Annotated in this window: 11 protein-coding genes; 4 read left to right on the top strand and 7 right to left on the bottom strand. The window is 64.2% G+C overall.

Features of this window, described 5'->3' with window-relative positions:
• The first annotated feature begins 18 nt into the window (after positions 1-18).
• Positions 19-609, top strand: a complete 591-nt coding sequence (locus tag AB843_RS13965) for a glutathione S-transferase family protein (protein WP_048647483.1) — start codon at positions 19-21, stop codon at positions 607-609.
• A gap of 17 nt (positions 610-626) precedes the next feature.
• Positions 627-2,081 carry a glutamate synthase subunit beta gene (locus AB843_RS13960; protein WP_048647482.1) on the top strand — a complete coding sequence of 485 codons (1,455 nt, stop codon included), beginning with the start codon at positions 627-629 and terminating at the stop codon, positions 2,079-2,081.
• A 4-nt stretch (positions 2,082-2,085) separates the two neighbouring features.
• Here the strand turns inward: AB843_RS13960 and AB843_RS13955 are convergent, their stop codons facing one another.
• Together AB843_RS13955 and AB843_RS13950 are read right to left on the bottom strand one after the other, a co-directional pair.
• Positions 2,086-3,339: an SGNH/GDSL hydrolase family protein gene (locus tag AB843_RS13955; protein ID WP_048647481.1), complete on the bottom strand. Its 1,254-nt coding sequence runs from the start codon at positions 3,337-3,339 to the stop codon at positions 2,086-2,088.
• Positions 3,340-3,363: 24 nt separating this feature from the next.
• On the bottom strand, positions 3,364-4,590 hold the full coding sequence (locus AB843_RS13950; RefSeq protein ID WP_048647589.1) for a lytic murein transglycosylase: 1,227 nt from the start codon (positions 4,588-4,590) through the stop codon (positions 3,364-3,366).
• A 205-nt stretch (positions 4,591-4,795) separates the two neighbouring features.
• On the opposite strand from AB843_RS13950, the gene galU reads away from it, so the two are divergent.
• A complete protein-coding gene (galU, locus tag AB843_RS13945; protein WP_048647480.1) occupies positions 4,796-5,668 on the top strand; it encodes a UTP--glucose-1-phosphate uridylyltransferase GalU in 873 nt (290 codons plus the stop codon).
• 10 nt (positions 5,669-5,678) lie between these two features.
• Here galU and AB843_RS13940 read toward each other — a convergent pair whose 3' ends face one another.
• Complete coding sequence (locus AB843_RS13940; protein WP_048647479.1) at positions 5,679-7,385, bottom strand: outer membrane beta-barrel protein; 1,707 nt, start codon at positions 7,383-7,385, stop codon at positions 5,679-5,681.
• A gap of 155 nt (positions 7,386-7,540) precedes the next feature.
• Here AB843_RS13940 and AB843_RS13935 point away from each other — a divergent pair, with 155 nt between their 5' ends.
• Positions 7,541-8,536 carry a KpsF/GutQ family sugar-phosphate isomerase gene (locus AB843_RS13935; RefSeq protein WP_048647478.1) on the top strand — a complete coding sequence of 332 codons (996 nt, stop codon included), beginning with the start codon at positions 7,541-7,543 and terminating at the stop codon, positions 8,534-8,536.
• 114 nt (positions 8,537-8,650) lie between these two features.
• Here AB843_RS13935 and AB843_RS13930 read toward each other — a convergent pair whose 3' ends face one another.
• The 4 genes from AB843_RS13930 to AB843_RS13915 form a co-directional block, all read right to left on the bottom strand.
• Positions 8,651-9,112, bottom strand: a complete 462-nt coding sequence (locus tag AB843_RS13930) for an NfeD family protein (RefSeq protein WP_048647477.1) — start codon at positions 9,110-9,112, stop codon at positions 8,651-8,653.
• Positions 9,113-9,116: 4 nt separating this feature from the next.
• Positions 9,117-10,073 (bottom strand): SPFH domain-containing protein, encoded by a 957-nt coding sequence (locus AB843_RS13925; RefSeq protein ID WP_048647476.1) that lies wholly within the window; start codon positions 10,071-10,073, stop codon positions 9,117-9,119.
• A 244-nt stretch (positions 10,074-10,317) separates the two neighbouring features.
• Positions 10,318-11,382: a ferrochelatase gene (hemH, locus tag AB843_RS13920; protein WP_048647475.1), complete on the bottom strand. Its 1,065-nt coding sequence runs from the start codon at positions 11,380-11,382 to the stop codon at positions 10,318-10,320.
• 127 nt (positions 11,383-11,509) lie between these two features.
• Entirely contained in the window at positions 11,510-13,453 is a 1,944-nt protein-coding gene (locus AB843_RS13915; protein WP_048647474.1) for a 5'-nucleotidase C-terminal domain-containing protein, read from the bottom strand.
• Positions 13,454-13,644 lie beyond the last annotated feature (191 nt).

Genomic DNA, 13,644 nt, shown 5'->3' with positions numbered 1-13,644 from the left:
GGCTTGGGAGATGTTTCAATGGAAGTGTATGGCGATCTGAATTCAGGCAATTGCCTGAAAGTGAAGTATGCGGCCGATCATCTCGGCCTCGACTACCGCTGGCATGAACTCGATATCCTGGCCGGAGCGACGCGAACGCCGGAGTTCCTGGCCATGTCGCCGCTCGGCCAGATCCCCGTGGTGCGTTTCGGCGACGGCCGCATCCTGGCGCAGTCGAACGCCATCATGCGCTATCTGGCGCGCGGCAGCGCGCTGCTGCCGGACGATGCTTTCGTGCAGGCGGAAATCGATCAATGGCTGTTCTGGGAGCAGAATTTCCACGAACCGGCCGTCGCCGTGGTGCGCTTCCACGTGTTTTACAAGAAGCAGCCGGTGGGAGCGCGCGATCCGGTGCTGGTGGGGAAGGCGCAATGGGCGCTCGACGTGATGGACACGCATCTGCGCCAGCGTGATTTCTTTGTCGGGCCGACGATGACCATCGCCGATATCGCGCTTCTCGGCTACACGCGGCTCGCGCCGCAGGGCGGTTTCGATTTTGGCGGGCGCAAGGCGCTCACCGGCTGGATTGCACGCTGTGAGGAAGTCCTCGGACTTCCCGCATTGCAGTAGATAACGAGGTTTTCTTGATGGGTAAGGTTACAGGCTTTCTCGAAATCGACCGGCAGGTGCACAAGTATCAGCCGGCGTCCGACCGGATTCGCCATTTTCGCGAGTTCACGCTGCCCATGTCGGACAAGGAGGTCGAGAAACAGGCCGCGCGCTGTATGGATTGTGGCATTCCCTATTGCCACGGGCCGACAGGCTGCCCGGTGCACAACCAGATTCCGGACTGGAACGACCTCGTCTATAATGGCGATTGGGAAGAGGCGATCCGCAATCTGCATTCGACCAACAACTTCCCCGAATGGACCGGCCGCATCTGCCCGGCCCCGTGCGAGGAAGCCTGCACGCTGAACCTCGAAGACGTTCCCGTCGCCATCAAGACGGTCGAGCAGGCGATTGCCGACAAGGCTTATGAGGCGGGCTATGTGCGCCCCTATCCGGCGGAGCGGAAAACCGGCCGCAAGGTGGCGGTCATCGGTTCGGGGCCGGCCGGCATGGCGGCCGCCCAGCAGCTTGGCCGCGCAGGGCACCAGGTGCATGTCTATGAGCGCGAAAGCCGCCCCGGCGGGCTGATGCGCTACGGCATTCCCGACTTCAAGATCGAGAAGCACTATATCGACCGCCGCGTCGAGCAGATGCAGGGCGAGGGCGTGACCTTCCATTGCGGCGTCAATGTCGGCATCGACAGGTCAGTCGAGGAACTGCTCGCCGAATATGACGCCGTGCTTTATTGCGGCGGCTCGGAAAAGCCGCGTCCGGCCGGCATTCCCGGCATCGCGTTCGAAGGCGTCCATGACGCGATGCCCTATCTCGTCCAGCAGAACAAGCGCGTCGGCGGCGAGGATATACAGTCAGTCGCCTGGCCGTCCGAGCCGATTCTCGCCGGAGGCAAGCATGTGGTGGTGGTCGGCGGCGGCGACACGGCGTCCGACTGCGTCGGCACGGCCTTCCGCCAGGGAGCGGTGCGCGTCACCCAGCTCGACATCCGCCCGCGCCCGCCGGAGAAGGAAGACAAGCTTGCGGTCTGGCCCTATTGGGCGACCAAGATGCGCACCTCCTCCAGCCAGGCCGAAGGCGCCGAGCGCGAGTTCCAGGCGGCGACGCTGGAATTCGTCGGCGAGGATGGCGTGCTGACCGGCGTGAAATGCTGCGAGGTGGACGAGAAGCGCAGGCCGGTCGCCGGCACGGAATTCATCATCAAGGCGGACCTCGCCTTCATCGCCATCGGCTTTTCCGGCCCGCTCGAAGAGGGGGTTCTGGGTGAATTCGGTGAGCGTTTGAGGACCGATACGGACCGGCGCAACTCGGTCAATGTGGTTGCCGACGATCAGGATTATCGCACCAGTGTCGACCGTCTCTTCGCCGCCGGCGACGTCAGGCGCGGCCAGTCGCTGGTGGTCTGGGCCATTCGCGAAGGCCGGCAGGCGGCGCGCTCGATCGACGAATTCCTGATGGGAAGCTCGCTCCTGCCGCGCTGAGATTTCAGCGTGCTGCCGGTGCTTCCAGCACCGGCTTTTCCGTCTTGTCGGCTGTGGCGCTTTCGTCGCGTTGCGAGAAATCGTCGGCCCGGCCCGGGCGCGGATGTTCGTCGATAGGCACGCCCGTGAGGTCTCCCGTTTGCGCGGTGCCGATCGGACGCACCGTTGCGCCGAGCAGTTCGGTTCCGCCGTCCAACGCCGGATCGGCGAAGGAAATCGGCTGGGTGCGATCCACCGGCGATGGTTCTGCCGGATGAAGGATCAGGTCCGGCAGGCTTTCCATCCCCAGTTCGCCGATATCCGGCGAGGTCGCCTGGCCGAGCAGCTTGTTCAGCGGCTTTTCGACGTAGAAGGCGATCTTGCGCTTGCCGGCACGGGTCAGATTGATGCCATCATTGCCGCGCAGGCGCGCCGGCTGGCCATTCATGTCCGGTCCGGTCGATAGGAAGGCGCCGTTCTCATCGACGAAGCCATCCCAGATGTCGACGAATGTCCCGCCGGCGGCTTCCGCGGCCTTCTTGTAGAGGTCGTTGAAGGCCAGCATGTCGGAGGTCATGCTCGACAGTTTGAAGGCGGGCAGACCTGTCCATACCAGCGGGATATTCCGTTCGCCCACAGCGTCGGTGAACCGTTCGACGCGCTTCTCATACTCTTTCAACCAGGCATCCGAGCGCGGCGCCTCGCGCTCGCCGTCGATGACCAATTGCTGGCGGTCGTTGGAACCGATCATCATCACCACGATGGCGGGGCTGGTCTCCTCGAGGATCGTTGCGATCTGCGCATTCCAATCGTAATAGTCGTCGCGCACGAAGCCGGAGGAGCCGTTGCTTCGGTTGACGATCCGGACGCCGGGCGATTCGCCGTAGGCGGTCTCCAGGCCTTCCGACAAGCCGCCGGCAAGAAAGTCGCCGATCACCAGGACGATGCGCGCATTCTCCAGTTTTTCGACCGCCGGCGGCGGAGGCGGCTGGCGTGGAACGGCTGCCCTGGAGGGGCGGACGGCATTGCGACTGGCGGCAGGGGCTCGCTGGCGCTGTATCTGCTGTTGCGGCGCCGCAGGCGGCTCCGCCTGCCTGGTGCGCAGCGGACCGCCGAAGAGAAAGTCGAACAGTCCGCGCCGCTGCTCCTTGCGGTATTCCTGGGCACCGGCCGGCGCGATGGCGCCCGGAAAGAGGGGCAGCGCCAACGCCAGCACGATGATGAACAGGGCAGCGTTCCTGCCATTGCCCCGTATCACTGACGTTGTCGCCGTTTCCATGGCCGTTCCGCTGTTCGTCGGGTGTTACTGGCCGCGCAGGCGCTGCAGCACTTCCTTGCCGGGATGGCCATCCTGCTGCATGCCGGCGCGCGCCTGAAAGGCGCGGATCGCCTCACGCGAGCCACTGCCGATCTTGCCGTCGATCGGCCCGTCATAATAGCCGAGCGTCCCGAGCCGCTTCTGCAACTCTTCCGTCTCGCTGTAGCTGAGCCGCTGGAAGGGGCGGTCCCAATCGCGGACCAGGCCGCCATGGCCGGCCAGTTCATCGGCCAGGAGCCCGACGGCGAGCGCGTATTTGTCGGAGTTGTTGTAGCGCTTGATGACGCTGAAATTGCGTGTCACGAGGAAGACCGGACCGGCGCGCCCATCGGGCAGCTTCAGCTCGGCCGAATCCGAGGGACGGGGAAAGGGCTTGCCATTGGCGCGTACCACGCCGATCGATGCCCAGCGCGACAGAGCCATGCTGCCCCCCGGAAATTTGCGCCCGGCCGGCAGCGCCGCCGTCTCATACCCCCAGGTTTCTCCGCTGCGCCAGCCATTCTTGCGCAACAGGTTGGCGGCTGTCGCGAGCGCATCGGGCACCGAGCTCCAGATGTCGCGGCGTCCATCGCCGTCCATATCGACGGCATAGGCCTGATAGCTGGTCGGGATGAACTGGGTGTGCCCCATGGCGCCGGCCCAGGAACTGGTCAGGTGGCCGACATCGATGTCACCCGTCTGCAGGATCTTCAGCGCGGCGATCAACTGCTGGCGGGCGAATTTGGCGCGCCGCTTGTCGCCGTAGGCAAGTGTTGCCAGCGACCGCGGTAAATTGCGCATGACGCGCTCGTTCTTCAGCGCTTCGCCGTAATTCGATTCGATCGACCAGATGGCGAGCAGCACATGGCGGCTGACGCCGAATTTCTGTTCGATGCGGTCAAGCCACGGCTTCCACTGGCGCGCCAGCCGGCGGCCGGTTTCGATGGCGTCCTGCTGCACGCGATTGTCGAAATACTCCCACGCCTCGGCACGGAATTCAGGCTGGTAGCGCGCCTTCTCGAGGACTTCGGGATCGGGCGCGGTGACGCCGCGAAAGGCGCGGTCATAGGTGGTGCCGGAAATTCCGTTCTGCATCGCCGTGCCGCGGAACTGGGCGATCCAGCGCTGGAAACCGGCGTCGGCATGCGCCGGCTGCAGGGCGGTAGCAAACAAAAGGACCAGGCACGCGAAAGCGGTCGCAACCGTGTTTCGTGCGGGCAAGCGGAACAACATCAAGACCTCCGTCATTAAGCAGTCTAGCCTATCCATCGCAGATCGCGGTTAGAAAAACGTTTACCATGCTCTTAACACCGGTTTTCGACCTTGGTCGGCATTGCCGCGAAATCCGCGCATTGATTCAGGAAACATCAATCGGCTGTTGCTAACAGCCGACGGGCGGAGCCCATTGCTGAGTTCCCATTATCTTGGAGGTATTTTCATGACGAAGCTTCGCAAGGCTGTTTTCCCCGTGGCCGGTCTGGGCACGCGTTTCCTTCCGGCGACGAAGGCCGTGCCGAAGGAAATGCTGACGGTGGTCGACAAGCCCGTGATCCAATACGTCGTCGACGAGGCTCGCGAAGCCGGGATCGAGCATTTCATCTTCGTCACCGGACGCAACAAGACGGTTATCGAGGATCACTTCGATATCCAGGTGGAACTTTACGACACGCTGGCCCGGCGCGGCAAGCACGACGTGCTGGACCGTCTGCGCAGCATGCAGCCGGAGCCCGGCCAGACCAGTTTTACCCGCCAGCAGGAGCCGCTCGGCCTGGGGCATGCCGTGTGGTGCGCGCGCGAACTGGTCGGCAACGAGCCGTTCGCCCTCCTCTTGCCGGACATGATCATGCAGTCGGAGCCCGGCTGCCTGAAGCAGATGGTCGAGTTGTTCAACAGGACCGGCGGCAACGTGCTTGCTGTCGAGGAGTGCGAGCCTTCGCAGACGCACAAATACGGTATTGTCGGGCGTGGCGAGAGCGTCGCCGGCGGCTTCGAGATCAACGCTATGGTCGAGAAACCGAAGGCGGAAGACGCGCCGTCGAATTTCTACATCAACGGCCGCTACATCCTGCAGCCGGAGATTTTCGCGCTGCTTGAGAATCAGGAGCGCGGCGCCGGTGGCGAGATCCAGCTCACCGATGCGATGCTGAAACTGCTGAGCGAACAGCCCTTCCACGGCCACCACTTCACCGGCCGCACCTTCGATTGCGGCGCACCGGAAGGTTTCGTCGAAGCCAATCTTGCTTTTGCCCTGGCGCGGCCCGACCTCAGGGATCACATCGTGCGGTTCATGGAAGCGTCAGCCAAGCGTTAGGATCGCACCACTAGCGCTGCATCCTGACTCCGAAGAAAACGCTGGTGGCGTCATAGTCGCGGCCGGGAAGGCTGCTGGTGCGCGTCTCATAGCGCGCGCGGCCGGTCAGGCCGAGCGTGCGGTTGAGCCACCAGGTCATGCCGGCCTGTCCGCTCAGGGTCAGGTCGTGCGCGCCGTCCGTGTAATCGCGCCAGGACGCGCCGGCGGCGGCTTCCGCCGTCAAGTTGGCGCGGATTTGCCGTTCGAGGCGCAATGTGCCGGCATAGAGGATCGAGCCACTCTCACCGGCATTCGTCGTGCCCTCGATGGTTGTTGCGCCGTCGAGGCCGACGGTGGTGCCGCGCTGGGGCGACCAGTTGAGGCTGGCCGCCAGTGCCAGGCCTGAGACCGAATCCAGGCGGTCATCGTCCAGATCCTCGCTGATCCAGCCGAGAGAGACCTCGCCGGACAGTTTTTCCTCGATGTCGAGCATCACGCCGGCGCGGGCGGCGTACCGGTTGGCGGAGCGCTCGTAGCCGGCGCTGTCCTGCTTGAGGTCGTAGAAGCGGCGGCCGATCTCGGCCTCGACGAAGGGGGTCAGGGCCGGGGACACCTGGTAGCCGGCGCGCAGGCGCAGCGTCGCCAGTGTCGCGTCGCGCTCCTTCTGTGACAGTGTTCCGCCGCCGGTCAGTTCCGCATCGCCATAGGTTTCGCGGCTGACAGCGCCGGTGGCGCTCAGCCGCAGCTTGCCCAGATCCTTGGCGAGGCCGAGACTGCCGTCGATCGTGTGGCGCAAGGGCTGGTCCTCGACACCGGTGATGATCACGGGCGAGGAAGCCGATTCGGGGCGCACGGTATAGCCGAGGCTGGCCAACGCCGTGTAATCCCCGGCCAGGTCGAGGCGCAGCCTTCCGTTGATGCCGCCCTGCAGCTCCGACACGTCGTCGCCGGAAACGGATTTGCGGTAGATGCCGTAGGCTTCGGCGGTGGCCGCATGGCGCGACCAGTCGGATGCCGCATTCAGCCGCAAGGTCGTTTCCGAAAGGACCGCTTCGCTGCCGCTGGCGCTCGAATCGGCATTGGAGGTCCAGGTTATGCCCTGCTCCAGGGTCGGGATGACGGTGAAGGTGCCGAGCCTGAGGCCAAGCGGCGCGTATGGGTTCGCGTCGGCGGCTTCATAGCTGCTCTCGACGGCGCTCACGCGTGGGTTCACGGCTTCCGCCCGTGCCAGCGCCGCGCGCTCTTCCGCATCGGCAGACCTTGCCCGGACCGTGCCGGTGGCCAGATCGTCCAGCTCCTCTTCGTCCTGACGGGTGGAGATGCCTGCGGAGGGGCTGTTGTTGCGGCCGGCTCTTTGCCGCGTGCGTTCCAGCGCGGTCGAAGGCGAGCGGACGGGAGCCGCCGCGGCCGCTCGGCTCGACGATGGCTCTTCGGCGTTGAAGAGACTGTCGTCGTTTTGCGGATAGTCGTTTGTCGCCGCACTTTCGGTCGCCGGACTGTAGCCGGGCGTGGGGAGGCCGCCCGTCTGCCGTGCGCGGTCGGCACGATCGGCGGCGCGCACCTGCACGCCAGGCTGGAGGACGGCGTTGATCTCCGATTCGAGCACGGGACCGCGCAACCCGCTCTCCAGTTCCTGTGCCGTGCCGTGGTCGATAGCCATGACGAGGCACACGCCCAGCGCCGTGGAAAACCGCAACCAACGGGCGCGGGCGGTCAATGTTTCACCGGTTCTAGGCATCGGCTTCCAGGCAATTTGTGACGCAGCCATAACGTTATGCTTAGGGAAGCGTAAACAATCGCGGTTAATGGACCGTTGCTTGCCGGGCAGAAGCCGGCGACAAAACAGGCAAACAGGGTTGGACAGGCGGCGCTTGTCGGAGTAAGGGCAGTTTCATGCTCAAAGACAACACCATGACCATCAATCGCCGCAGCGTCATCGCATCGGCCGTCCGCACGCTCGAGATCGAACAGGCCGGCCTGAAGGCACTGGCCGAGGCACTGGACAACGGGCTTGCCGGGCCTTTCGCGGAAGCCGTGCAAACCGTGTCGCAGATTGCCGGGCGGGTTATCGTCACCGGCGTCGGCAAGAGCGGCCATATCGGCTCGAAGATCGCCGCGACGCTGGCGTCCACGGGCACCCCGGCCTTTTTCGTGCATCCTGCGGAGGCCAACCATGGCGATCTCGGCATGATCGGCCGTGACGACGCGATCCTCGCCATGTCCTGGTCGGGCGAAACGACCGAGTTGCAGGGCATCGTCGCCTATGCGCGCCGCTTCGCCATTCCGCTGATCGCCATCACTGCGGGGACCAGTTCGGCGCTTGCCAAGGAGGCGAGCATCGTGCTCGGCCTGCCGCGCGCGCCGGAAGCCTGCCCGCACGGGCTGGCGCCGACCACTTCGACGGTGCTGCAACTGGTCATCGGCGATGCGCTGGCGGTGGCCCTGCTCGAGGCGCGCGGCTTCACGGCAGATCATTTCCGCACCTTCCATCCCGGCGGGCAACTCGGCGCCAAGCTGACGCAGGTGCGAAACATCATGCACCAGGGTGACGAACTGCCGCTCGCCACAAGCGGCGCGCTGATGCGCGAGGCGATCCTGGAGATGACGCAGAAGGGGTTCGGCTGTGTCGGCATCGTCGATGCAGAGGGCATGCTGATCGGCATCATCACCGACGGCGATTTGCGGCGCCACATCGACAGCGAACTGCTGTCGATGACCGTCGATCAGGTGATGACGCCCAATCCGAAGACCATCGCCCCCGACATGCTGGCCGAAAGCGCATTGCATCTGGTCAATTCGTCGGCGATCACCACATTGATGGTTGTCGAGAACCGCAAGCCGTGCGGTGTGATCCACCTGCATGACCTGCTGCGCATCGGCGCCGCCTAGACCGTTTCAGTGTTTCATAGAAACGCTGAACCGGTCTATCTCTTTGTTTTTCCGCATTTATGCGGACGTCAGGTGATTCCACCTGACTGCAAAATTCTCTAACCGGGAAACCGGTTACGCCGCCTCGACTTCGAGGGTGCCGTTGCGGACGGCAACGATCCTGACCTGCGCTCCGGCCGCCAGGTCCGGGCCGCTGACGCGCCAGATCGTGTCGTCGAGCCGGACCCGCCCGTAGCCATTGTCGATCGCCGTTTCGAGCCGCGCCGTGCGGCCGACCAACTGTTCGGCGCGCCGGTTGAGGAACGGCTGATCCGTTTCCTCGTTGCGCCGCGAATCCATCAGCCGCTTGCCCGCATAGGCGGAGATCAGCGACAGGGCGAGGAAGACCAGCACCTGCACCTGCCAGCCCCAGAAATCCTTGCCCCATAGCTGCAGCGAGATGGCTCCCGTCAGGATCGCGGCAATGCCGATCCATAACAGGAAGACACCGGACACCAGGATCTCCGCGGCAAGCAGCACGAAGCCGAGCAACATCCAGTTCCAGGGGCCCAGTTCCGAGAGAATGTGCAGGAGCATGCGCCTAACCTTCGCTCGGGCTGGTGCGCGGCGGGCGCGCCGAGGCGCTGCGCGGGCGCGTGCCCGGTCGTTCGCCATCGCCAAAGACCTCGCGGGCAATGGCGCTGATGCCGCCCAGCGAGCCGATCAGCGCGGAGGCCTCCATCGGCATCAGCACGACCTTGCTGTTGGGGGCCGAGCCGACCGCGGCCAGCGCTTCGGTGTATTTTTGCGCGACGAAGTAGTTGACCGCCTGGACGTCGCCGGCGGCAATGGCTTCGGAGACCACCTGGGTGGCGCGGGCTTCGGCCTCGGCGGCGCGCTCGCGCGCCTCGGCGTCACGGAAGGCGGCCTCGCGGCGGCCCTCGGCCTCCAGGATCTGCGCCTGCTTGAGGCCCTCCGCCTCGAGGATCTGGGCGCGCTTGTTGCGCTCGGCCATCATCTGGCGGGCCATGCTCTCGACCAGGTTGGCCGGCGGGTTGATGTCCTTGATCTCGACGCGGGTCATCTTGATGCCCCAGGGGCTGGCCGCGTCGTCGACGATGTGCAGGAGCTTTTCGTTGATCGCATCGCGGTTCGACAGAAGCTCGTCCAGATCCATCGAGCCCATCACCGAGCGAATGTTGGTCATGGTCAGGTTGAGGATGGCGTTCTGCAGGCCGGAAACCTGATAGGCGGCCTGGGCGGCGGTCAGCACCTGGTAGAAGGCGACCCCGTCGACGGCGACGATGGCATTGTCGCGGGTGATCACTTCCTGGGTCGGCACGTCCAGAACCTGCTCCATCATGTTCATCTTGGCGCCGACGCGGTCGATGAACGGTACGATGATGTTGAGGCCGGGCGACAGCGTACGCGTGTAGCCGCCAAAACGCTCAACGGTGTAGTTGAAGCCCTGCGGCACCGTCTTGATGCCGGCAAAGATCAAAAGCAGGACGAGCACCACCAGGACGGGGATGAGCACGTCGAAACCGGTAAAGGACATTGTTGTCTCCTGGGTCGGCCCGGCGGGCGCGATTCGATGATGCGGCGCAGTCTAGAGCGGGATGAGGAAAAGTGCGAAGCGGTTTTCCGCCCGCATCCCGCTCCAGCTTATTGAGAGCGATCACGATGATTTTGGATTGAATCAATCCAAAATCATCGTGATCTAGCGCAAGTTGGACCAAATCAAACGTTCTGGCTATGACAGTTCTCAACGACAGGTTGCCGCAGGTCTTGCGGCGAATGGTTCACATCCAGCCGGAGAGTTCACGCCGCACGAGTGTCTCGATCACCGCCATGCCTTCGTCCGAATCGTTCAGGCAGGGGATGTGACTGAAATTCTCGCCGCCGGCATGGCGGAAAATCTCGCCGGCCTCTCCGGCAATCTCCTCAAGCGTCTCCAGACAGTCCGAGACGAAGCCGGGATTGAAGACGGCGATCGACTTGGCGCCCTCCCGTGCCAGTTTCTCGACCGTCTTGTCCGTGTAGGGTTGCAGCCATTCCTCGGGGCCGAAACGCGACTGAAAGCAGGTGATGAGCCTGTTCTCGTCCCAGCCGAGCCGGTCGCGCAACAGCCGCGTCGTCTTCTGGCAATGGCAATGATATGGATCGCCACGCTGGAAATAGCTCTGCGGGATGCCGTGGTAGGAGGCGATCACCACTTCCGGCTCGTAGGCGAGGCCGGCCAGGTGGTTCTCGATCGAGCGGGCCAGCGCCTCGATGTAGACGGGCTCGTCCTGATAGGAGGGCACGGTGCGCACGGCCGGCTGGAAGCGCATCTTCATCAGCGCCTCGAAGAACTTGTCGTTCACCGTCGCCGTCGTCGTCGCCGAATATTGCGGATAGAGCGGAAACATGACGATGCGGTCGCAGCCGCGCTCCATCAGGCCTTGCGTCACGGCCTCGATGGACGGCTGGCCGTAGCGCATGGCCCAGTCGACGACGATGTGCTCTTCGCCGGCAAGCGCTCCGGCAAGTTTTTCGCCCTGGGCGCGGGTGAAGGTGCGCAGGGGTGATTCATTGCGCTCCTGGTTCCATATCTGTCGATATGCGGCGCCCGATTTCTTCGGTCGCGTGTTCAGCACGATGCCGTAGAGGATCGGCAACCAGATGGCGCGCGGCCATTCGATGACACGCTTGTCGGAGAGGAACTCCTTCAGATAGCGCCGCATGGGTGCGTATTCGGTTCCGTCCGGCGTGCCGAGATTGACGAGCAGGACACCGACCTTGCCGACGCGCACCGGCGGATGGTCGGCGGGTAACGGGCCGATCGCCCTGGCGGCCTGGGGGTCGATTTTCGTGGGGAGGTTCATTCCATGACTCCGATCGTTCCCCGGAAGCTAGCGAACCCGAAACGGTTTTCAATGGAACCTGTAGCCGCAGGTGCGAAAAAGGCTCCGCCTGGCGTGGCGGAGCCTCGTTCAAACAATGCCTGTCGTTTCAGTTCGCCGGCGGAAGCGTCAGCATCGCGCCGACATGAAGCCGTCTCGGCTGCACTCCGGGATTTGCTTCGGCGATCACGCGCCATTTCGTCGGATCGCCGTATTGGGTGGCGGCGATGTCCCACAGCGTGTCGCCGGCAGCGATGGTGTGGCTGTTGCCATCCATCGCCGCCTTCGTGTCGGAGGCGGCGGCCGCTTCCATCGGCTTTTCTTCCGTGCCTTCGGCGGTCTCGCTTACGCTGGGCGCCTGGCTGGCGATGGTTTTCGACATTTCGGGAAGTTCGGGCGTTGCCGCGTCGTCCTTCTTCATCCCGTCTTCGGCGGCGACGGTGGCGGCCACTTCGGTGATGCGGCCCTCGGTGAAGGGCTTGTAGGGGATGTTTTCGGCCATGTAGTCGGCCAGCACCTGCTCCAGGCCCGGGCCGTAGTCATAGGCATTCTCGGCCTTGTCGGCGAACAGCTTGTAGCCGTCGCCGCCATTGCGCATGAAGTTGTTGGTGGCGACCGTGTAGGTGGCGTCGGCGTCGATCGCCTTCCAGCCGTCGCCATCCTTCACCTCGACGGATTTGATGCGGCCTTCATTCGGCGCGACGGAGGGATCGAAGGCGAAGCGCAGGCCGGAAACCTGGGGGAAACGGCCGCCGCCGTCCTCGATCTGGCTGACGCCGCTTTCCAGCGAGGCGACGACATCGGCGCCCTTGATCTGGAAGGTGGCGAGCGTGTTCTGGAAGGGCAGGACGCCGAGAACCTCGCCCATGGTCACCTCGCCCTGGTCAATGGAGGCGCGCAGGCCGCCGCCATTGGTGATGGCGAACTGCACGCCCTGGTCCCTGGTGCGGGCGACCATGGCGTCGGTGACGAGATTGCCCATCTCGCATTCGCCGGCGCGGCAGGTCTCGCGGCTGCCGTCGACGGGCGCGGCGGTCTCGGCAACGACCTTGTTCTTCAACTCCTCGATCGGGCCGGCCAGTTCCTTGACGCGGGCGACGACCGCCTCGTCCTTGGCGACGGAGGCATCGATCAGCTTGACGTCGCCGGTGGCTGCGGTCACCACGCCGTCATCGTTGAAGACGAGCTTCAGCTCGCCAAGATATTTCGAGTAGGACGCCGCCTGCACCACCGGCACCTGGTGGCCGTCCGGATTGTCGACCATGGTCGGGTAGGGACCTGCCGCTCCCTCGATCGTGTTGGACAGCAGCGTGTTGGTGTGGCCGCCGACCACCGCGTCGACGCCTGGAATCTTGGCGATGGCCTCCAGGTCGCGCGGGTAGCCCACATGGGTGATGGCGATCACCTTGTTGATGCCGTCGGCGGTGGCCGCCTTGACGGCCTCGGTGATGCCGGCCACATCCTCGATGATCGAGACGTGCTCGCCGGGCGAGGAAAGCTCGGCCGTATCGTTGGCGACGGCGCCGACCAGGGCGATCTTCTCGCCGCCGACGTCGAGGATGACATATTCCTTGACCCGGTCGCCCAGGGCCGAGGCGGACGTCGCCTTGACGTTGGAGCCAAGCACGGGGAACTCGACCTTGCCGAGGAAAGTGGCGAGGCCGTCCTCGCCATCGTCGAATTCATGGTTGCCGACAACCATGGCGTCGGTCTTCATCAGGTTGAGGAATTCGGCTTCCGCCGCACCCTTGTAGGTGGTGTAGAACAGCGAGCCCTGGAAATTGTCGCCGGCATTGAGGAACAGAACGTTCTGACCGTCGAGCGCCTTACGCGCCTCGGCGACGGCGGTGACGAGGCGTGCGGCGCCGCCAAAGCAATCGCCCTTCTCGTCGTCCTCCGCCGAACAGGTCGAATCGAATTTGTTGATCGGCTCGATGCGGCTGTGCCAATCGTTGATGTGCAGGATGTTGAGCGTGTAGTCGGCAAAGGCGGCACCGGCGCTGAGCGCGAGTACCGACGCGGTCAGCGAGGCGAGGGCAAGGCTTCTTTTCATCGTGGATTCTCCCAAAAGGCTCTGCTGCGGTCTCTAGCGCCGCACTGTGACGTCCCGTTAAAGACGCATCCTGAAGATCATGTTTCCACTGCGTATGGCGCGATGCAAGCGAAACTTGGCACCTGTCGGGGCGCGCCGACCGGCTGTCTTTGCTTGCATTCATGCTAGAATGACGGTTTCCGGCCGCGTGA

The organism is Nitratireductor soli, from assembly GCF_001050155.1.
Lineage (GTDB): Bacteria > Pseudomonadota > Alphaproteobacteria > Rhizobiales > Rhizobiaceae > Nitratireductor > Nitratireductor soli.
This window is presented reverse-complemented; position numbering and strand designations above follow the sequence as displayed.